We start from the raw sequence: 21,033 nt of genomic DNA on the forward strand, positions 1-21,033 counted from the left end.
TCAGCTTTCGGGGTCCACTCGCACCTCGATCAGATGCCGCTCGGCGTCGAGCGACGGCACGTTCAGCCGGATGATCTGTTCCACGCGAGCGCCCGCCGGCAGACGCGCGATTTCGGCATCCGGCCGCATACCCTTCATCGCCCAAATTGCGCCCTGCTCCGCAACCAGATGACGGGCCAGTGTAACGAAATCCGAGAGTTCTGCGAACGCGCGCGAGACAATTACGTCGAACTTTGCCGGTACTTCGGCGCCAGGCCGCAGCGTCTCCACCCGACCGGTCACAACCGACAGGTTCGCGAGGCCCAGTTCCGCCTTCGCCTGCGACTGAAAGGCAGTCTTCTTATGGACGATGTCGTTCGTCGTGATGGTCCAATCGGGGAGCACGATCGCGAGCACGATGCCCGGCAGCCCCCCGCCCGAACCGACGTCGAGCACCGACGACGGCCCGCGCGGCGCCAGGTGCGGCACGATCGATAGCGAATCGAGAATGTGCTGGATTAGCATCTGCCTCGGATCGCGGATCGCTGTCAGGTTGTAGACGTTGTTCCACTTCGCGAGCAGCGCGACGTAATCGAGCAGCTTGCGCTGCTGCGCGTCGCTGAGTTCGAGACCAAGTTCACGGACACCTTCCGCCAGCAATGACGCCAAGGCCTGTTGGTCGATTCCCCTCTGCGCTGCCGTCATTGAACCACCGGCGTGCTGTCGGCGCCGGGCTCGGCGGACTTCGACGGACGACGCCCGAGGCCACGCTTCAGATGGACCATCAGCAGCGAGATCGCGGCAGGCGTGATACCGGAAATACGCGACGCCTGTCCGATCGTTTCCGGCCGGAACTGCATCAACTTCTGGCGAGCTTCGAACGACAGCCCACGGACCTCGGTGTAGTCCAGCCCGTCAGGCAGACGCGTGTTCTCTTGCGCCTCGTTGCGTTCGATCTCACCGGCCTGTCGGTCGATGTAGCCCTGATATTTGACGCCGATTTCGATCTGTTCCTTGATTTGCGCGAGCAGCACGGGGTCTTCCGCAAGTGCTTCGGGCGCGCCACAAGTGCCGTCACGCAGCCCGCAGACGCCGTCGTAGCTGACGCCCGGACGACGCAGCAGGTCCGCGAGACTGTATTCGTGGTCGATTGACTTGCCAAGCAAGGCGGTCGCCTCTTCTGCCGATAAGGTCTTAGGATTGACCCAGGTTGAACGCAAGCGCTGTGTTTCACGTGAAACAGCGTCACGCTTGCGACTGAAGGCGTCCCAGCGAGCGTCATCGACCACGCCAAGTTCGCGCCCGATCTCCGTCAGCCGCATATCGGCGTTGTCTTCGCGCAAGCTCAGACGGTATTCCGCGCGGCTCGTGAACATCCGGTACGGCTCGGACACCCCGCGCGTGACTAGATCGTCCACGAGCACACCGAGATAAGCCTGGTCGCGACGCGGACACCATGCTTCCTTGCCTTGCACGAACAGACCGGCGTTGATGCCGGCCAGCGTGCCCTGTGCAGCTGCCTCTTCGTAGCCGGTCGTCCCGTTGATCTGTCCGGCGAAGAACAGGCCACTGATCACCTTCGTTTCTAGCGATGCCTTCAGGCCACGCGGATCGAAATAGTCGTACTCGATCGCGTAGCCCGGGCGCAGGATATGCGCATGCTCGAGGCCGCGCATCGAACGCACCAGCTCGAGCTGCACGTCGAAGGGCAGGCTCGTCGAGATCCCGTTCGGATAGAACTCGTTGGTCGTCAGACCTTCCGGCTCGAGGTAGATCTGATGCGATTCCTTCGACGCAAACCGGTGAATCTTGTCCTCGATCGACGGGCAATAGCGTGGCCCCACCCCCTCGATCACGCCTGTGTACATTGGCGAGCGATCGAGACCGCCGCGAATGATGTCATGTGTCCGTTGATTCGTATGCGTGACCCAGCACGGCACCTGGCGCGGGTGCTGCTCGACACGCCCGAGGAACGAGAACACCGGCACCGGGTCCAGATCGCCGGGCTGCTCTTCGAGCTGCGAATAGTCGATCGTGCGACCGTCGATTCGCGGTGGCGTACCGGTCTTAAGCCGGCCCTGCGGTAGCTTCAGCTCTTTCAACCGCACCGACAGCGAAACCGCAGCCGGGTCGCCCGCGCGTCCACCGGTGTAGTTGTTCAACCCCACGTGAATCTTGCCGTCGAGGAACGTGCCCGCCGTCAGCACCACCGCGCGCGACCGGAAACGAATACCCACTTGCGTGATGGCGCCGACCACGCGGTCGCCCTCGACCATCAGATCGTCGACGGCCTGCTGAAATAGCCAGAGGTTCGGCTGATTCTCTAGACGATGGCGGATCGCCGCTTTGTACAGCACGCGGTCAGCCTGAGCGCGCGTCGCGCGGACCGCCGGTCCTTTCGACGAATTCAGGATCCGAAACTGGATGCCGCTTTCGTCGGTAGCGGCCGCCATGGCGCCACCGAGCGCGTCGACCTCCTTGACCAGATGGCCTTTGCCAATGCCGCCAATCGACGGATTGCAGCTCATCTGACCAAGGGTCTCGATGTTATGGGTCAAAAGCAGCGTTTTGTTGCCCATGCGCGCCGACGCCAACGCAGCTTCGGTGCCGGCATGACCGCCACCGACGACGATTACGTCAAATTCTGAGGGAAAAAGCATCGCGGGATCTCACGCCAGATCGTCGCGTGAGCCTTCAAAAGAAATGTATGGGCGAATTATAACGGGTTCAGTTTCGGCCCGAATTTCGTCCGAATGGTGAAACAATAAAAAAGCGGGGTGTTTCACGTGAAACACACCGCTTCCAGAGACAGCGATCAGCGAAATAAGTGCGGGCTTATGCGACCTTTTTGGCAAGACCGAGATAGGTTTCGATCACCCGGGGATTTTGCGCGAGGTCGGTTGCCGGTCCTTCCAGTGCCAACTCGCCGGTTTCCAGCACGTAGCCGTAGTCCGAAATCTGCAATGCAGCGCGCGCATTCTGCTCGATCAGCAGCGTCGCGACGCCCGTCTGCCGCAAGGCGCTGATGATGTGAAAGATTTCCTTCACGATCAGCGGCGCGAGACCGAGGCTCGGCTCGTCCAGCATCAGCAGATCGGGCTTGCCCATCAGGGCGCGGCCGACCGCGAGCATCTGCCGCTCGCCGCCGGAAAGCGTGCCGGCCGCCTGCTTGCGTCGCTCCTTCAGCCGCGGAAACAGTTCGAACACCGGTTCCAGCTGATCGAGAAAGTTGCGCTCCCCTGCTCGCTTGCGCCGGTAGGCGCCAAGCAGCAGATTGTCCTCGACGGTCATCGAAGCGAAAAGCTCGCGCTTTTCCGGCACCAGGCACATTCCAAGCGCAACGCGTTTTTCGACCGGCGTCGCGCTGACGTCGTCGCCCTGATAGGAAACCGCGCCTTTCGCATGCCCGGACGTCGGCAACGCGCCCATGATCGCATTCAGCAGCGTCGACTTTCCCGCGCCGTTCGGGCCGATCACGGAGACGATCTGCCCCGCCCGCACCTTGATCGCCGCATTGTGCAGCGCTTCAACCTTGCCGTAGCGGACGGACAATTGGCTCACTTCGAGAATCGGTCCCGCCGCCGCCACGCCGGTCGTTGTCATGTCGTCCATCATTCCACCCCACCCAGATACGCTTCGAGCACCGCCGGATCCTGCTGGACTTCCTGCGGCAGGCCCTCAGCGATCCGCGTGCCGAACTCCATCACCACGAGCCGGTCCGTCAAATTCATCACGAAATCCATGTCGTGCTCGACGAGCAGCACGCTCATCCCTTCTGTCTTCAGTCTGCGCAGCAGTTCGGCGAGCTGAAGCTTTTCCTGATACCGGAGACCAGCGGCCGGTTCATCGAGCAATAGCAGAGTCGGGTCGCAGCACAGGGCGCGCGCAATTTCGAGAATCCGCTGTTGACCAAGCGCCAGGCTGCCCGCTTCGTCATACATGTGCTGTTCGAGGCCGACGCGGCGAATCTGCCGAGCGGCTTCGGCCATCAACCGCTGCTCTTCGGAGCTGTTCAGCCGCACGACACTGCGCCACACGCCCGCATGGCCACGTAGATGCGCACCGATCGCGACGTTCTCGAGCACGGTCATACCCGGCAGCAGCTTCACGTGCTGGAACGTCCGGCCGATGCCGCGCTTGACGATTTCACGCGAACTCAGCGCATCGATGCGCTCGCCGCGGAACGTGATCTCGCCGCTTGTCGCCTGCAGCACACCGGTCACGAGATTGAAGGTCGTCGACTTACCCGCGCCGTTCGGTCCGATCAGCCCGATGATCTGCCCTGCTTTGACCTCGAAGCTGACGTCGTTCACCGCGACGAGACCGCCGAACTGCTTGCGCGCCTTGTTCACCGTCAGCAGGTCTTCGCCGGTCTGTGGCTTGTTGCGCTGCGGCAGAGGATCCGCGTGATCGGCGAGATGCGCCCGCGGACCACGCGGGAAAAAGCGCGCGACGAACGGCCAGACGCCCTGCCGCGCGTACTGCAGAAGCAGCACCATGATGATGCCGAACACGATCACTTCGAAGTTGCCGTTCTCGCCGAGCAGTTTTGGCAGCAGCGTCTGCAAATAATCCTGCAGCACGGTCAGGATCGCCGCGCCGAGCACCGCGCCCCAGACATGCGAGACGCCGCCCACCACCGCCATGAACAGGAACTCGATGCCGTGATTCAGTCCAAACGGCGTCGGATTCACGGCGCGCTGCAAGTGCGCGTACAAAAAACCCGAAACCGACGCAAGCACTGCCGCATAGACGAAAATCACGACGCGCATCCAGCCGGTGTTGACGCCCATTGCCTCGGCCATCAGACCACCGCCGCGCAACGCGCGGATTGCGCGACCCGGCCGGCTATTAAGCAGATTCTGAACAGAGACGACCGCACCGAGCACGACCACCCAGATCAGGTAATAGATATGGCGGCCGGACTCGAGGTTGATCCCGAAAACATTCAACACCGGGATGCCGTTGATGCCGTCGTACTTGCCGAGGATGTCGAGATTGCCGAACAGGTAGAACAGCGCGAGCCCCCACGCAATCGTGCCGAGCGGCAGAAAGTGGCCGGATAGGCGCATCGTCACGAGACCGAGCATCAGCGCAACCAGCGCAGTGACGATCACGCCCGCAATCAGTGCGAGCCACGGCGACACGCCGAAGTTCGTCGTCAGATACGCGGTTGCATACGCGCCGATGCCAACGAACGCGGCCTGCCCGAAGCTCGTCATCCCGCCGATGCCGGTCAACAGCACGAGGCCGATCGCAACGATCGAATAGAGACCGATGTAGTTCAGCAGCGTGACCCAGTACTCGGGTACATGGATCGGATGCGGCAGAACCGGCAAAGCGAACAGCACCACGAGGAACAACCAGAAGAACTTCTTTTGCATGATTCGTTTCATCGTGTCACTCCGCCTCCTCTTCGGCGTGCGGACTCGCAAGACTGCGCCACAGCAGCACCGGGATGATTAACGTGAACACGATCACTTCCTTATAAGCACTAGCCCAGAACGACGAATACGACTCCAGCAGACCAACCAGAATCGAGCCGGCCGCCGCCAGCGGATAGCTGACCAGACCGCCGATGATCGCGCCCACGAAGCCCTTCAAACCGATCAGGAAGCCCGAGTCGTAGTAGATCGTCGTGAGCGGCGCGACGAGGATGCCGCACAGTGCGCCGAGCCCCGCCGCAAGCGTGAATGCGAGGCGTCCCGCCTGCGTGGTGCCGATGCCGACGAGCCGCGCGCCGAGCCGGTTCACCGACGTCGCGCGCAACGCCTTGCCCGAAATCGAGCGATCGAAGTACAAATACAGCGCGCCGATCAGCACGGCCGCGGTGCCGATCACCCACAGGCTCTGTCCGGAGATCGACAACGTGCCGATGTTGAACGTCGCATCGGAAAACGCGTTGGTGCGCGAGCCTTCGGCGCCGAACATCACGAGGCCGAGACCGACCATCACGAAATGCACGGCCACCGCGACGATCAACAGCAGCAGCGTGGTCGCCTCCGCGATCGGCTCGTAGGCAAGGCGATACACGAACGGACCCATCGGAATCACGATCAGCAGCGTCAGCGCGATCTGCACGATCATCGGCAGCGGCTGCAGGAAGATGCCGCGCGTGAGCGCGTAGACCGCGATCGGAAACAGCAGGTACTTCCCCGCCAGCACGGGCAGCGTGCGCGCCGCATGACGACGCCGCTCAGCATGCCGCAACACGGCCGCCGTCTCGATGACGAAGCATGCCGCGCCCATCGCCATCAACAGCCAGCAGGTGGCCGGAAACTTCTGCGTTTGCAGTGCGGCGAGCGTCAACGCACCGTACGAAACGAACTCCCCTTGCGGGATGAAGATCACCCGCGTGACGGAGAACACCAGCACCAGCGCAAGCGCGAGCAGCGCGTAGATCGCGCCGGTCGTGATGCCGTCCTGCGCGAGGATCGCCGCAATTGATAGATCCATACTTCCTCGTCCTGAAGCGTCGAAATCGAAAAACCGGGAAACAGTCGCGACGGCGCGGTGCGAAGCCGGCCATCGATCTGCATGTCTGAAAAGACAACCGCCGCGCCGGGACGCGGCGCGGCGGTCGATGCCATTGTCGTCGAACACAATGGCAATGCGGCGTCATGCACCGCATGATTGCGCGAGAGGCGCGTACCGCTACTTGTTTTTGTAAATAGTCTTAGTTGTTCTGCAACTTCCACTTGCCGTCGACGATCTGCACGATCACGCGTGCGCGCTGGTCGAGGCCGTTGTGGTCGTTCGCGGTGGTGTTCATGATGCCGTGCGACACTGGCAACTCCTTGATGTTTTCGAGCGCGTTGCGCAGCGCCGCGCGGAACTCCGGCGTGCCCGGCTGGGCGGTCTTCAGCGCGACCGGAATCGCAGCCTGCAACATCTGGCCGGCATCCCATGCGTGGCCGCCGAAGGTCGCGACCGAACCCGCGCCATAAGCCTTCTCATAGGCGTTCTTATAGGCTTCCGACGACTTCTTCACCGGGTTCGAATCCGGCAATTGATCGACGACGAGAATCGGACCGGCCGGCAGCAGTTCGCCTTCGCAATCCTTGCCGCACACGCGCAGGAAGTCGTTGTTCGCGACCCCGTGAGTCTGATAGATCTTGCCCTTGTAGCCACGCTCCTTCAGCGTCTTGGCCGGCAGCGCCGACGGCGTGCCCGAGCCCGCGATCAGCACCGCGTCGGGATTCGCGCCCATCGTCTTCAGCACCTGGCCCGTCACCGATGCATCGGTGCGGTTGAAGCGCTCGTTCGACACGATCTTCAGGTTGTGCGCTTTCGCGGCGGCGTCGAACGTCGTGTTCCAGCTGTCGCCGTACGCGTCCGAGAATCCGATGAAGCCGACCGTCTTCACGCCGTGATGCTGCATGTAATCGGCGATCGCTTCGGCCATCAGGCTGTCGTTCTGAGGCGGTTTGAATGCCCATGCGCGCTTCGCATCCATCGGCTGAATGATCGCTGCCGATGCCGCGAGCGAGATCACCGGCGTCTTGCCCTCAGCGGCCGGATCGAGCATCGCGAGCGAATTCGGCGTGACGGTCGAGCCGATGATCGCGTCGACGTGGTCTTCGTCGATCAGCTTGCGCGTGTTCTGCACGGCCTTGCTGGTGTCCGACCCGTCGTCGAGGATGATGTACTGCACGCTCTTGCCGCCGATCTCCTTCGGCAGCAACGCGATCGTGTTCTTTTCAGGAATCCCGAGCGACGCGGCCGGCCCCGTCGTCGACAACGTGACGCCGATCTTCACCTGCGCGAATGCAGCCCCCGCGCCGCACATCAGCGCCATCGCGATGCCGGTGCGTACCCAATGCCTTGTCTTTTTCATTGCGAGTCTCCAAACGCTTTGAAAAGCGCCTATGTATAAACCGGCTTGCTGGGCCGGGTGTTTGAATCTAGTGAGCGGGTTCAAGTGTGCCAAGCATGGTTTTCCCTGCTCGGCGCGCATACCTTCCCCAGCTGCGTTGGGTACCGCTCCTCTCGCGTCGCGCGAGTGCGCATTCGCGTCATACGCCGCGTTTCCGTGGCGCGGCTTTATTCCAACCAGGCATCTCCTAAACCACTAATATGTTAGTAGTTTGCGTTCTGCATTATCGACGGTCAAGAGAGCGTGCGCCAAATGCGGGTTTGTCCTGAAGCAGCGAAACCACACTTTTGCGCGATGCGGACACCCGGCCCGGATAATAAAAAAGACGCGTCAACTGCACGCGTCTTTTTCGATGAGGTCCCGTGGCGCAGAGCCTTCGCTCAGTCGCCGGCGAGCTTCCACTTGCCGTCGACGATCTGCACCATCACGCGCGCCCGCTGATCGAGGCCGGCATGGTCGTTCCCGCTCATGTTGAAGATGCCGTGCGACGCGGGCAGATCTTTCGTTCCTTCGAGCGCGGCACGCAGCGCCTCGCGGAATGCCGGCGTGCCTGGCTGCCCCTTCTTCAACGCGAGCGGGATCGCATGCTGCAGCAGCAGACCCGCGTCCCATGCGTGACCGCCGAACGTCGACACCGACCCCGCGCCATATGCCGTTTCATACGCATGCTTGTATGCGAGCGCGCTTTTCTTCACCGGATTCGCCTCGGGCAGTTGCTCGGCGACGAGCAGTGGGCCAGCGGGCAGCCACGTGCCTTCGCAATCCTTGCCGCACACGCGCAGGAAGTCGTTGTTCGCGACGCCGTGCGTCTGATAGTACTTGCCCTTGTAGCCGCGCTCCTTCAGCGTTTTCTGCGGCAGCGCGGCCGGCGTGCCCGCACCGGCGATCAGCACCGCGTCCGGGTTCTGCGACATCATCTTCAGCACCTGGCCCGTGACGGATGCATCGTTGCGCGCGAAGCGCTCGTTCGCGACGATCTTGATCTTCGCGAAGTCAGCGGCTTTGCTGAATTCCTTGAACCAGCTCTCGCCGTACGCGTCGGAAAAGCCGATGAACGCGACCGTTTTCACGCCGTGATTGGCCATGTGCTGCGCGATCGCCGTGGCCATCAGAATGTCGTTTTGCGGCGTTTTAAAGACCCATCCACGCTTCGCGTCCATCGGCTCGACGATGCCCGCGGCCGCGGCCAGAGAGATCATCGGCGTCGAGGTTTCGGCAGCGATGTCGATCATGGCGAGCGAGTTCGGCACGACGGTCGAGCCGATCAGTGTATCGACGTGGTCTTCGCTAGTGAGCTTGCGGGCGTTCTTGACCGCCTGGGTGGAATCGGTTGCGTCGTCGAGGACGATGTAGTCGATCTTCTGGCCCGCCACTTCTTTCGGCAGCAGCGCGATCGTGTTCTTTTCCGGAATGCCGAGCGATGCGGCCGGTCCTATTGCCGACACGGTGACGCCGATTTTCACGTCCGCGAATGCATGGCCGCTCCAAGCAGCCGAGACCCCTGTGGCGACCAATGCCGCGCTGATCCAACGCAATGCCGACTTCATCCTGCTCCTCTATTAACCCCGTTATTCAATTGCAATTAAATCCGCGGATTTAATTGCCAACCCAATGGTCGGTGAATAGCGAGTGTAGCGGACGCAAGCGCCGTGCTGCAAGCGTTTCGCAGGCTTGTGATGCTTACCTCAGCGGCTAACGGAGAGTAAAAAATGGCGCGTGAAATAGCCGGGAGATCGTGTCAAAAAATTCAATAAACACCAATAAAAAAGCGCTGTTGGATATCAATCCAACAGCGCTTTCTTCTGGGCACTGAGTGCCTCACTTGTCTCCTCGTTCTCCACCGGCAAATTCGTGGTGCATCAGAACTGCATGAAGATTAAACGACCACCCCAGCAGTCACAACTAGCAATTACCCTAGTGGTGCACTGCGGCACCGGATTGGGGCGCGTAGGGCGCTTTTCGTCGCACGGTTTGCCACAGGTTCGCCCGAGTCCCTGATCCAGCGGACCTTCAGCACGAGCCGCAATTAGATCGGACGTCGAAGCAATTTCGTATCGCACTGCATCAAGCGAGCGACCACGCGGGCGGGATCAAACAGCCACTCTCAAGCCCGCAACGGTCGCACTCGCGCGACAATCTCACCGACTATGCCGCGCCGGAACGCCAGCACACACGCGATGAAAATCAGCCCGGTGACGATCGTCACCGATTCGCCGAGCGAGCGGAACCAGTCGATGCCGGTCATCGACGCGAGTGCCGAGCCGATATCACCGAGCCTGTCTTCGAGCGACACGATCAACGCGGCGCCGAGCAACGGCCCGAACAGCGTGCCCATGCCGCCCACCAGCGTCATCAGGATCACGAGGCCGGACATCGTCCAATAGGCATCGCTCAGCGTTTCGAAGCCTTGCACCAGCACCTTCAGCGAACCCGCGAGACCCGCAATACCGGCCGACAGAATGAATGCGAGCAGCTTGAAACGGTCGGTGTCGTAGCCGAGCGACACCGCGCGCGGCTCGTTTTCCTTGATCGCGACGAGCACCTGCCCGAACGGCGAATGCACGATCCGCACGATCAGCAGGAAAGCCGCGACGATCACCGCGAGCACGACGAAATATAGCGCGACGTCCGAAGAGAGATCGAGCACGCCGAACAGCTTGCCCCGCGGCACGCCTTGCAGACCGTCTTCCCCGTGCGTGAACGGCGCCTGCAGGAACACGAAGTAGACCATCTGCGCGAGCGCGAGCGTCACCATCGCGAAGTAGATACCCTGACGGCGAATCGCGAAGAAGCCGACGACGAGCCCAAGCAGCGTCGCCGCCGCGGTGCCGCTCAGCACGCCGAGCTCCGGCGAAAAGCCGAGCGTCTGCATCGCATAGCCGGTGACGTAACCGGCCGACGCGAGAAACATCGCATGACCAAAGGACAGCAAGCCCGTATAGCCGATCAGCAGATTGAAGGCGGCCGCGAACAGCGCGAAGCACAGCACCTTCATCACGAAGAGCGGATAGATGCCGAGCACCGGCACCGCGAGCAGCACGATCAGCAGCAGACCGTAGAGCACCTTTCTCTGCATCATTTTTCCCTGCCGAAAAGACCCGCCGGACGCACGAGCAACACGAGCGCCATGATCACGAAGACGACGGTCGCCGACGCCTCGGGGTAGAACACACGCGTGAGTCCTTCGACTACGCCGAGCATCAGGCCGGTCAGAATCGAGCCCATGATCGAGCCCATGCCGCCGATCACGACCACCGCGAACACGGTGATGATCATCGACTGGCCCATCAGGGGCGAGACCTGAATCACCGGCGCGGCGAGCACGCCGGCAAACGCCGCGAGCGCGACGCCGAAGCCGTAGGTCAGCGTGATCATCAGCGGCACGTTGACGCCGAACGCCTCGACGAGCTTCGGGTTTTCGGTGCCCGCGCGCAGATACGCGCCAAGCCGCGTCTTCTCGATCACGAACCAGGTCGCAAAGCACACGACCAGCGACGCGACGACCACCCATGCGCGATAGTTCGGCAGATACATAAAGCCGAGATTGGTCGCGCCCGACAGCGCCGACGGCACATCGTACGGCTGGCCCGACGAGCCGTAGATCGAATGGAACACGCCCTCGATCACGAGTGTGAGGCCAAACGTCAGCAACAGGCCATACAGATGATCGAGCTTGTAAAGCCAGCGCAGCATCGAGCGCTCGATCGCGACGCCGACCAGCCCGACGATCAGCGGCGCGAGCACGAGCATCACCCAGTACGGCAGATTGAAATACGCCAGCCCCATCCACGCGAGCATCGCCCCGAGCATGAACAGCGCGCCATGCGCGAAGTTGATCACGTTGAGCAGGCCGAAAATAATCGCCAGCCCGAGGCTCAGAATCGCGTAGAACGAGCCGTTCACGAGCCCGAGCAGAAGCTGGCTCAGCATCGCCGGTAGCGGAACGCCAAAGATGTCCATTGAAGCCCTTAGCCCTTCAAGCCATCGTCAAGGTGAGATCGGTCACGCACGATCCGGCCGGCACGCGACGAGCGGCGACGCTGCCCATCGCGTGCGCCATCTGAAACGGTCATCCGCCAGCGCGTGCCTCTGCAGCGCCGGCGGTTCTCTCAGGTCTGCGCGGTCCTCGACCGCTTACTGCGCCCGCGCTTACTTCCACAGCGCGCAGCGGGTCTGCGCCTTGGTCGTGAAGGCCTGATCGCCCGGAATCGTCGCAGTGATCTTGTAGTAATCCCACGGCTCCTTCGATTCCGCCGGCGTCTTCACCTGCATCAGGTACATGTCGTGGATCATGCTGCCGTCCTGACGGATGTAGCCCTTCGCGTAGAAGTCGTCGATCTTCGTCTTGTGCAACTGCGCCATCACCTTGTCCGGATCGGTCGAGCCCACCGCCTGCACCGCCTTCAGATAGTTCATCGCCGCCGAGTAGTCGGCAGCCTGCAGGCTCGACGGCATCTTCTTCATCTTGTCGAAGTAGCGCTGCGACCACTTACGCGTGTCGGCGTCCTTGTTCCAGTACCAGCTGTCGGTCAACACGAGACCTTGCGTCGTTTCGAGACCGAGGCTGTGCACGTCGTTGATGAACATCAGCAGCGCGGCGAGCTTCATCGTCTTGGTGATGCCGAATTCCTTCGCGGCCTTGATCGCGTTGATCGTGTCGCCGCCCGCGTTCGCGAGGCCGAGGATCTGTGCCTTCGACGCCTGCGCCTGCAGCAGGAACGACGAGAAGTCCGACGCCGACAGCGGATGACGCACCGCGCCGAGCACCTGGCCGCCGTTCGCCTTCACGACCTCCGAGGTCGCTTTTTCGAGCGCCTTGCCGAATGCGTAGTCTGCCGTCAGGAAGTACCAGGTCTTGCCGCCCTGCTTCGTCACGGCCGAGCCCGTGCCGTTCGCGAGTGCGGTCGTGTCGTATGCGTAGTGGATCGTGTACGGCGTGCATTGCTCGTTGGTCAACGTATCGGCGCCGGCGCCGACGTTGATATAGACCTTGTGCTTCTCGCCCGCGACGGTGTTAGTCGACAGCGCGGTCGCCGAGTTCGTGCCGCCGATCACCATGTCCACGCCGTCGCGGTCGAACCACTCACGAGCGCGCGATGCCGCGATGTCCGCCTTGTTCTGGTGATCCGCGTACAGCACCGTGATCGGCTTGCCGTTGACCTTGCCGCCGAAGTCGGCGACCGCCATCCGGATCGCTTCAAGACCGCCCTGCCCGTCGATATCCGCGTACAGCCCCGACATGTCCGTGATGAAGCCGATCTTCACGGCATCGTCGGCCGCTTGCGCGCTGCCCAGCGTCAGTGCGGTGCCGGCGGCGACTGCGAAACAGAGTGAGGCAATTCGCGCGAGTGGGTTCTTTTTCATGCATGTCTCCTGGTTCTTCGCTTGTGGTTATCAGAGGCAGTCGGGCGCGCGTGTGTCCGTGTCTATACGCCCAGTAAATCGTGCAGCACCGGCATCTTGCCTTCGAGCTCGCTAGCCCCGAAATGCTCGACGATCATGCCGTGCTCCATCACATAAAAACGATCCGCGAGCGGCGCGGCGAAGCGGAAGTTCTGCTCAACCATCACGATCGTGTAGCCGCGCGCCTTCAGCGTAACGATCATGCGCGCGAGCGCCTGCACGATCACGGGCGCGAGCCCTTCCGAGATTTCGTCGAGCAGCAGCAGATTCGCGCCGGTGCGCAGAATCCGCGCGACCGCGAGCATCTGTTGTTCGCCGCCCGAGAGCCGCGTGCCCTGACTCATGCGCCGCTCGTGCAGATTCGGGAACATCGCGTAGATTTCCTCGAGCGACATCATGCGCGCCTTGTCGCCGACGGGCGGCGGCAGCAGCAGATTTTCCTCGCACGACAGGCTCGAGAAAATGCCGCGTTCTTCCGGGCAATAGCCGATGCCGCAATGCGCGATGCGATGCGTGGGCAAGCCGACGGTTTCGCGTCCGTCGATACGGATCGAGCCGGTACGGCGACCCGTGAGGCCCATGATCGCGCGTAGCGTCGTGGTGCGGCCCGCGCCATTGCGCCCGAGCAGCGTCACGACCTCGCCGCGGCCGACCGACAGATCGACGCCGTGCAGAATGTGGGATTCCCCGTACCAGGCTTGCAGTCCCGCGATTTCCAGCGCGGGTGCGCCGCTTTTCGTTTGGTTCGCTTCGAGGCCTTCGCGCTCGACCGTCGTATTCATGCGTGGGCTCCGGCGAGCGCCGCGTCGGCGCTGCCCATGTAGGCTTGCATCACGAGCGGATTCTTCGACACTTCCGCGTAGCTGCCCTCGGCGAGCACTTCACCCCGTTGCAGCACGGTGATCGTGTCGGAGATACCGGCGATCACATTCATATTGTGTTCGACCATCAGGATCGTGCGTCCGGCCGACACTTTCTTGATCAGCGCGGTCACGCGATCGACGTCCTCATGACCCATGCCTTGCGTGGGCTCGTCGAGAAGCATCAGTTCCGGCTCCATCGCGAGCGTGGTCGCGATTTCGAGCGCGCGCTTGCGGCCGTAGGCGAGCTCGACCGTCAACACATCGGCGAAATCGGTCAGGCCGACCTGGGTCAGCAGATCCATCGCGCGATCGTTCAGACGGCGCAACGTACGCTCGCTCTTCCAGAAGTGAAACGCGGTGCCGAGCGAGCGCTGCAACCCGATGCGCACGTTCTGCAATGCCGTCAGATGCGGAAATACCGCGGAAATCTGGAACGAACGGATGATGCCGCGCCGCGCGATCTGAGCTGGCCGTTCGCCGGTGATATCGACACCGTTGAAAACGATCTGGCCCGCGGTGGGTTCGAGAAATTTGGTGAGCAGATTGAAGCAGGTGGTCTTGCCCGCTCCATTGGGGCCGATCAGCGCATGGATCGAGCCACGGCGCACGCGCAGGTTCACGCCGTTCACGGCGACAAAGCCTTTGAACTCGCGGGTGAGGCCGCGCGTTTCGAGAATCGTATCGCCGAGAATCATGTTCCCTTCCATACGGAGTAAGGCGAAGCACTACGATCTTTCCGCGCGAAGCTCTGCGCGACTTGTTGTTTTTGCGGCACCCCTTGCCGCTCCTTGGCGTGCTGCACCAATCCGTACGGTAATCCATGGCGTGGCACGCAGCATGGCTGCCATTGTCGCGCCAATGATGCAGCGCAATCATTGGGATTTGCACTTAGGGAACGAGGCCCGCGCCGTGCGCATGTGACGCGCGGTTCACACGCACGCTTCACGTACGCGGCGAAAAAGCTGACCGATGCGCTCACCGAGTCATGTCACACAACTGACATCGACGCGGCAACACCGGTATGCGCGGCCATGCTGCCGCTCACGCGCGCGCGACGATCCTCGCGGATCATGTCGCTGGCGCGCTCGGCGATCATCAGCGTCGGCGAATTGGTGTTACCTGACGTGATGTTGGGCATCACCGACGCATCGACGACACGCAAGCCCTCGACTCCGATAACTCGTAGCCGGTTGTCGACGACCGCGGCCGGATCGTCGGTCGTCCCCATGCGGCAGGTGCCGACCGGATGGAAGATCGTCGTGCCGACCGCACCCGCGGCCTGCTGCAATTCTTCTTCACTTTGATACTGGAGGCCCGGCAGGATCTCGCGCGGCTGATAGCGCGCGAGCGCGGGCGCCGCGACGATGCGACGCGTCAGACGTAGCGCGTTCGCGGCGACGTGGCGGTCGTAGTCGGTCGACAGATAGTTCGGCGCGATCAACGGTGGCGCGCAAGCATCGGCCGACGCAATATGAATGCTGCCGCGCGACGTGGGGCGCAGCTGACACACCGAAGCCGTGAACGCATTGAAGCGATGCAGCGGTTCCCCGAAGCGATCAAGCGACAAGGGCTGCACGTGATACTCGAGATCGGGTCGCGACAGCGAGCGATCGTCGGCGTCGGACTTCGCGAACGCGCCGAGTTGCGACGGCGACATCGACATCGGTCCGCTCTGAAACAACGCGTACCGCATGCCGATCATCAGCTTGCCCCACCAGTGCGCGGACATCGTATTCAGCGTGCGCACGCCCTGCACCTGATACGCCATGCGCAGTTGCAGATGGTCCTGCAGATTTTCACCGACACCGCGCAGATCCTGAACGACCTCGATGCCGAGATTCTGCAGACGCGCGCCATTGCCGACACCGGACAATTCGAGCAGTTGCGGCGAGTTGACCGCGCCGGCGGAAAGGATCACTTCGCAACGCGCTTTGGCGAGATAGTCGACCTCGCCGCCACGATATTCGACTCCGGTGCAGCGGCGGCCATCGAACACGACACGCTGCGTGTGGGCACCGGTGATGACAGTGAGGTTCTCCCGCTTCAACGCGGGCCGCAAAAACGCCTTCGACGCATTCCAGCGAATGCCACGCTTCTGGTTGACGTCGAAGTAGCCGACACCGGTGTTATCGCCGCGATTGAAATCGTCGGTGGCGGGGATGCCGGTTTGCTGCGCGGCTTGCGCGAACTCTTCGAGAATCTTCCATTTGAGGCGCTGCTTCTCGACGCGCCACGGTCCGCCCGCGCCGTGCGCTTCGTTGGCGCCGCCGTGGTGATCCTCGCTGCGCCTGAAGACCGGCAGCACCGCGTTCCAGGACCACCTCCTGTCGTTCGTCACACGCGCCCACTCGTCGTAGTCTTCCCGCTGACCGCGCATGTAGATCATGCCGTTGATCGACGAACTGCCGCCGAGCACACGCCCGCGCGGATACGACAGCGTGCGGCCGTTCAGACCCGGCTCGGCCTGGGTCTTGTACAGCCAGTCCGTGCGCGGATTGCCGATGCAATACAGGTAGCCGACCGGCACGTGAATCCAGTGATAGTCGTCCTTCCCCCCGGCTTCGAGCAGCAGCACGTGGATGTCGGGATCTTCGGTGAGCCGGTTCGCCAGCACGCAGCCGGCGGTACCCGCGCCGACGATGACGTAGTCGAACTCGCCTTCGAGTCGCCGTGCGGCGCGAGGCGTACTGTCGGTATGACTCATCGTTTAGCCTCCTAAGCATTTTTGCGGCGCATGCGTGGCTGCTCGATCGCTTCCACGCGTGCGCCGCGAAGCGCTTTTATTGCGCTTTTATTGCGCTTTTATTGCGCTTTTATTGCGCTTTTACTGTTTTCCTGGCGCGCTTGCCGACTTGATGCCGCGCAAAGCCGCCAGCTTACTTGGCGACCGGCATCGTGAATTCGGCGCCCTTCGCGATGCTGTCAGGCCAGCGCTGCATGATGCTCTTGTAGCGCGTGTAAAACCGCACGCCTTCCTCGCCGTACGCATGATGATCGCCGAACAGCGACTTCTTCCAGCCGCCGAACGAATGCCAGGCCATCGGCACCGGAATCGGCACGTTGATGCCGACCATGCCGATCTCGATCTGCCGGGAAAACGCGCGTGCAATGCCGCCGTCGGACGTGAACAGCGACACGCCGTTCGCAAACTGATTCGCGTTGATCAGTTCGACCGCGGAGGCGAAGTCGGGCACGCGCACGACGCATAGCACCGGTCCGAAAATCTCCTCGCGGTAGATCTTCATGTCGGGTAACACGTCGTCGAACAGCGTGCCGCCGAGGAAGAAACCCTTCTCGTGCCCCGCGACCTGATGACCGCGCCCATCGACGACGAGCTTCGCGCCCGCGGCGACGCCAGCGTCGATATAGCCGAGCACCTTGTCGCGATGCGCGCCGGTGACGAGCGGCCCCATCTCGGCCGCCGCTTCCATGCCGTTGAGGATCTTCAGGCTATTCACTCGCGGCGTCAGACGCTCGATCAGCTCATCGGCGATATGCCCCACCGCGACCGCCACCGAAATCGCCATGCAGCGCTCGCCGGCCGAGCCGTAGGCGGCGCCGATCAGGGCGTCGACGGCCTGGTCGAGATCGGCGTCGGGCATTACGACGAGGTGATTCTTGGCACCGCCCAACGCCTGCACGCGCTTGCCGCGCTTCGTGCCTTCGGTGTAGATGTATTCGGCGATCGGCGTGGAGCCGACGAACGACAGCGCGCTGACTTCCGGATGCACGAGCAGCGCGTCGACCGCGACCTTGTCGCCGTGCACGACGTTGAACACGCCGTCCGGCAGGCCGGCTTCCTTCAGCAGTTCGGCAAGCCGGTTCGACGCGGACGGATCGCGTTCGGACGGTTTCAGCACGAAGGTGTTGCCGCACGCGAGCGCGACGGGGAACATCCAGCACGGCACCATCATCGGGAAATTGAACGGCGTGATGCCCGCGACCACGCCGAGCGGTTGCCGCAGATTCCAGTTGTCGATGCCGCCGCCAATCTGATCGGTGAAATCGGTCTTCAGCAGATTCGGGATGCCGCACGCGAATTCGACGATCTCGATGCCGCGCATCACCTCGCCCTTGGCGTCGGAGAACACCTTGCCGTGTTCGCGCGTGATCAGCTCCGCGAGCTCATCGTGATGACGGTCGAGCAGTTCCTTGAACTTGAACAGCACCCGCGCGCGTTTGATCGGCGCGGTTTCGCTCCAGGCGGGAAACGCGGCTTTGGCGGCAGCGACCGCGGCGTCCACCTCGGCGACGCTCGCGAACGGCACGCGCGCGCTGACGCTGCCGAGCGCCGGATTGAAGACGTCGCCGAAGCGCCCGCTCGTGCCTTCGACCGTCTTGCCGTTGATGAAATGGCTCAGCGCGCGTGCACTCGCCGCGCTGCGTGCGGCTTCGTCCTGCGCGGTTGCGTCGGAATATGTCTCGCTCATCTCGTTCCTCTTTCCTGTGAAATCTTCCGCTTCGCGCTCGATGCCGCGCGCACAAGCGTGCTGAACACCAAGCGTACGGCCCTTACGAGCGACAAATCCAATGAGTAATGCTCAACTGCGCCATAAGCCGCGCTAATATCAGCATATGGATCTGACTCTCCTCAGGGCCTTCGTCACCGTCGCACGCGAGGGCAACCTTACGCGTGCCGCGGTGCAACTGCATCTGACCCAACCTGCCGTCAGCCTGCAAATCAAGCACTTGCAGGAGACGCTCGGCGTGACGCTGTTCACGCGGAATTCGCACGGGCTCGCGCTGACACGCGACGGCCAGGCGCTGCTGCCGCATGCCGAACGCGCGCTCGGCGCGGCAGCCGACGTGCAGCGGGCGGCGCAGACGCTGCGCCAGGAAGTACGCGGGCGCCTGCGCATCGGCACCATTCTCGACCCCGAGTTTTTGCGCCTCGGCGGTTTCCTGAAGCAGCTCGTCGAGACCTGGCCGCAGATCGAAACCGCGCTGCGCCACGGCATGTCGGGCTGGGTGCGCGAACAGATTCGCGCGGGCGAGCTCGACGTCGGCTATTACATTGGCTTGCCCGCCGACGACGAGACGCGCGACGGCACCACGTTTCACGCGGTCACGCTCACGCATTTCCAGTATCGCGTGCTCGCGCCGGCGGGCTGGAAAGATCGCGTGAAGGGTGCGCGAGACTGGCGCTCGCTTGCGGCGCTGCCGTGGATCTGGACGCCGCCGGCGTCCGCGCACAACCGGCTGCTGTCGCGCTGTTTCGGCGAAGCCGGCGTGAAGCCGGTCAAGGTGGCCGAGGTGGACCAGGAGCCGTCGATGCTCGATCTGGTCAAATCGGGCGTCGGTCTCACGCTTGCGCGCGACGCAACCGCGATCGCCGAGGCGCATGCGCACGCGCTGACGATCGTCGATGGCATAACGGTGCCGACGCAGCTGAGCTTCATCACGCTCGACGAGCGCAAGGACGAGCCAGCGATCGCGGCGGCGTTGAAGCTGATCGAACAGCAGTGGGCGATTTGAGCGGGGACGGTCTGACGCGTTGCGATATGAGTCTCGCTAATGCCCGCCCTCTCCCACTTGTCCGCCGAGCTGAAACCGCTCCGTCACGAAATTTTTGCTAGATTGTCGGTTTGCGCTCGCGCAGCGCCCTCGCAGCTTTCCGTTCCGCCTGGCTTCGTCCTTCCCGGCGGCCTCCGCCCGGCAACACCAGCAACTCCGGAGCCGCCGGTCACTTCCCCCATCCACAGGAGCCTGACATGGCACGCAACATCGAAATCAAAGCCCGCGCCCAGCATTTCGACCAACTGCGCGAGCGCGCCGCACAGCTCGCGACGGACGCGCCGCTGATCTTCCGCCAGCAGGACTTTTTCTACGACGTGCCGCGCGGCCGCCTGAAGCTGCGCCAGTTCGACGACGGCACGCCGGCCGAGCTGATCTTCTATCAGCGCGACGACCGCGACGGCCCGAAGGCGTCGTACTACACGCGCAGTCCGGTGACGAATCCCGAAGCGATGCATGCGCTGCTCGCGACCGCGCTGACCACGCGCGGCATCGTCTCGAAAGAGCGGCACGTATATCTGAGCGGGCGCACGCGGATTCATCTGGATCGCGTCGACGGTCTCGGCGATTTCGTCGAACTCGAAGTGGTGCTCGCGCAGGACGACGACGAAGAAGGCGGCCACGCGGAAGCACAAGCGATGTTCAAGAGCCTTGGCGTATCGGAAGCGGATCTGGTGCCGGTCGCGTATGTCGATCTGCTGAATGCCGACGACGAGCCGCAGCGGGCGGCATAGAGATCCCGTCACCGCAGGGGCCGCGGCAAGGCATGCGCGGCTCCCTCTTCCTGTCGGTCGGCACTGCCGGCAACGGCTTCGAACCCTCAAACCGCAGCCGCCCCCGGCGCCAGATGCCCGAGCGGCAACGGCCCATTGCGCTTGAACGTGGTCAGCACGATATTCGAGCGCACGCTATCGACACCCGGCACGCGCATCAGCTTCTTCATCACGAAGGTCGACAGGTAATTCAGATCCGGCGCGACGATGCGCAGCAGATAGTCGGCATCGCCGACGACCGCGTGACATTCGAGCACTTCGGGCAGCAAGTCGATCTGGTGCTGAAACTGCTCGATGATCGAATCGCCGTGATGCTTCAGCTTCAAGCTCGTGAAAGCGGTGACGCCAAGCCCAAGCTTTTCGGGCCGCAGCACGACGCGATAGCCATCCACCACGCCGACCTGTTCCAGCCGTTGCAGGCGTCGCCCGATCTGCGACGGCGACAGCGGCACCTGCTCCGCCAACTGCTGATGCGTGGCGCGGCCGAAGCGCTGCAGCACGTCGAGCAGCGCGAGATCGAAGTGGTCGAGTTCAAGCATGGTGATATCCCGCATTAATCTGCCATTTAACACACAATTATTGCATATTAACCCGTTTATACGCGAAACTTGCGCCCCTTCCGCAC

The 21,033-nt window shown here is 62.7% G+C and carries 17 protein-coding genes; 2 read left to right on the forward strand and 15 right to left on the reverse strand.

Annotated elements, in window-relative coordinates; genetic code table 11:
• The 14 genes from rsmG to F6X40_RS08725 all read right to left on the reverse strand — a co-directional run bounded on the left by rsmG (position 1) and on the right by F6X40_RS08725 (position 18,551).
• Positions 1 to 684, reverse strand: coding sequence for a 16S rRNA (guanine(527)-N(7))-methyltransferase RsmG (rsmG, locus tag F6X40_RS08660; RefSeq protein WP_187627446.1), 684 nt, complete (start codon positions 682 to 684; stop codon positions 1 to 3).
• Positions 681 to 2,639, reverse strand: coding sequence for a tRNA uridine-5-carboxymethylaminomethyl(34) synthesis enzyme MnmG (gene mnmG / locus F6X40_RS08665; protein ID WP_184069857.1), 1,959 nt, complete (start codon positions 2,637 to 2,639; stop codon positions 681 to 683). Before mnmG ends, rsmG begins: the two co-directional genes overlap by 4 nt.
• A gap of 175 nt (positions 2,640 to 2,814) precedes the next feature.
• Positions 2,815 to 3,591: an ABC transporter ATP-binding protein gene (locus F6X40_RS08670; protein ID WP_187627492.1), complete on the reverse strand. Its 777-nt coding sequence runs from the start codon at positions 3,589 to 3,591 to the stop codon at positions 2,815 to 2,817.
• A complete protein-coding gene (locus tag F6X40_RS08675) occupies positions 3,591 to 5,375 on the reverse strand; it encodes an ABC transporter permease subunit (RefSeq protein ID WP_187627447.1) in 1,785 nt (594 codons plus the stop codon). The genes F6X40_RS08670 and F6X40_RS08675 overlap by 1 nt, the downstream gene beginning before the upstream one ends.
• 4 nt (positions 5,376 to 5,379) lie before the next feature.
• The gene (locus F6X40_RS08680) at positions 5,380 to 6,435 is read right to left on the reverse strand and encodes a branched-chain amino acid ABC transporter permease (RefSeq protein ID WP_187627448.1); all 1,056 of its coding nucleotides are present in this window, start codon (positions 6,433 to 6,435) and stop codon (positions 5,380 to 5,382) included.
• Positions 6,436 to 6,655: 220 nt separating this feature from the next.
• Positions 6,656 to 7,816, reverse strand: coding sequence for an ABC transporter substrate-binding protein (locus F6X40_RS08685; protein WP_184036889.1), 1,161 nt, complete (start codon positions 7,814 to 7,816; stop codon positions 6,656 to 6,658).
• A gap of 419 nt (positions 7,817 to 8,235) precedes the next feature.
• A complete protein-coding gene (locus F6X40_RS08690) occupies positions 8,236 to 9,402 on the reverse strand; it encodes an ABC transporter substrate-binding protein (RefSeq protein ID WP_187627449.1) in 1,167 nt (388 codons plus the stop codon).
• Between the two features lie 557 nt (positions 9,403 to 9,959).
• Positions 9,960 to 10,931: a branched-chain amino acid ABC transporter permease gene (locus tag F6X40_RS08695; RefSeq protein ID WP_184036970.1), complete on the reverse strand. Its 972-nt coding sequence runs from the start codon at positions 10,929 to 10,931 to the stop codon at positions 9,960 to 9,962.
• Complete coding sequence (locus tag F6X40_RS08700; protein WP_184069865.1) at positions 10,931 to 11,815, reverse strand: branched-chain amino acid ABC transporter permease; 885 nt, start codon at positions 11,813 to 11,815, stop codon at positions 10,931 to 10,933. The genes F6X40_RS08695 and F6X40_RS08700 overlap by 1 nt, the downstream gene beginning before the upstream one ends.
• 189 nt (positions 11,816 to 12,004) lie before the next feature.
• Complete coding sequence (locus F6X40_RS08705; protein ID WP_187627450.1) at positions 12,005 to 13,219, reverse strand: ABC transporter substrate-binding protein; 1,215 nt, start codon at positions 13,217 to 13,219, stop codon at positions 12,005 to 12,007.
• Between the two features lie 62 nt (positions 13,220 to 13,281).
• Positions 13,282 to 14,040: an ABC transporter ATP-binding protein gene (locus F6X40_RS08710; RefSeq protein ID WP_187627451.1), complete on the reverse strand. Its 759-nt coding sequence runs from the start codon at positions 14,038 to 14,040 to the stop codon at positions 13,282 to 13,284.
• Positions 14,037 to 14,816, reverse strand: a complete 780-nt coding sequence (locus F6X40_RS08715) for an ABC transporter ATP-binding protein (protein ID WP_018418872.1) — start codon at positions 14,814 to 14,816, stop codon at positions 14,037 to 14,039. Before F6X40_RS08715 ends, F6X40_RS08710 begins: the two co-directional genes overlap by 4 nt.
• 293 nt (positions 14,817 to 15,109) lie before the next feature.
• Complete coding sequence (locus F6X40_RS08720) at positions 15,110 to 16,825, reverse strand: GMC family oxidoreductase (RefSeq protein WP_187627452.1); 1,716 nt, start codon at positions 16,823 to 16,825, stop codon at positions 15,110 to 15,112.
• A 172-nt stretch (positions 16,826 to 16,997) separates the two neighbouring features.
• On the reverse strand, positions 16,998 to 18,551 hold the full coding sequence (locus tag F6X40_RS08725) for a CoA-acylating methylmalonate-semialdehyde dehydrogenase (RefSeq protein ID WP_260336527.1): 1,554 nt from the start codon (positions 18,549 to 18,551) through the stop codon (positions 16,998 to 17,000).
• A gap of 145 nt (positions 18,552 to 18,696) precedes the next feature.
• On the opposite strand from F6X40_RS08725, the gene F6X40_RS08730 reads away from it, so the two are divergent.
• Positions 18,697 to 19,596 carry a LysR family transcriptional regulator gene (locus F6X40_RS08730; protein ID WP_187627453.1) on the forward strand — a complete coding sequence of 300 codons (900 nt, stop codon included), beginning with the start codon at positions 18,697 to 18,699 and terminating at the stop codon, positions 19,594 to 19,596.
• A gap of 236 nt (positions 19,597 to 19,832) precedes the next feature.
• Positions 19,833 to 20,369, forward strand: coding sequence for a class IV adenylate cyclase (locus tag F6X40_RS08735; RefSeq protein WP_184051682.1), 537 nt, complete (start codon positions 19,833 to 19,835; stop codon positions 20,367 to 20,369).
• A gap of 86 nt (positions 20,370 to 20,455) precedes the next feature.
• Here F6X40_RS08735 and F6X40_RS08740 read toward each other — a convergent pair whose 3' ends face one another.
• A complete protein-coding gene (locus tag F6X40_RS08740) occupies positions 20,456 to 20,947 on the reverse strand; it encodes an Lrp/AsnC family transcriptional regulator (protein ID WP_184036864.1) in 492 nt (163 codons plus the stop codon).
• Between the last annotated feature and the right edge of the window lie 86 nt (positions 20,948 to 21,033).

The sequence above is a fragment of the Paraburkholderia sp. UCT31 genome, assembly GCF_014397655.1.
Lineage (GTDB): Bacteria > Pseudomonadota > Gammaproteobacteria > Burkholderiales > Burkholderiaceae > Paraburkholderia > Paraburkholderia tuberum.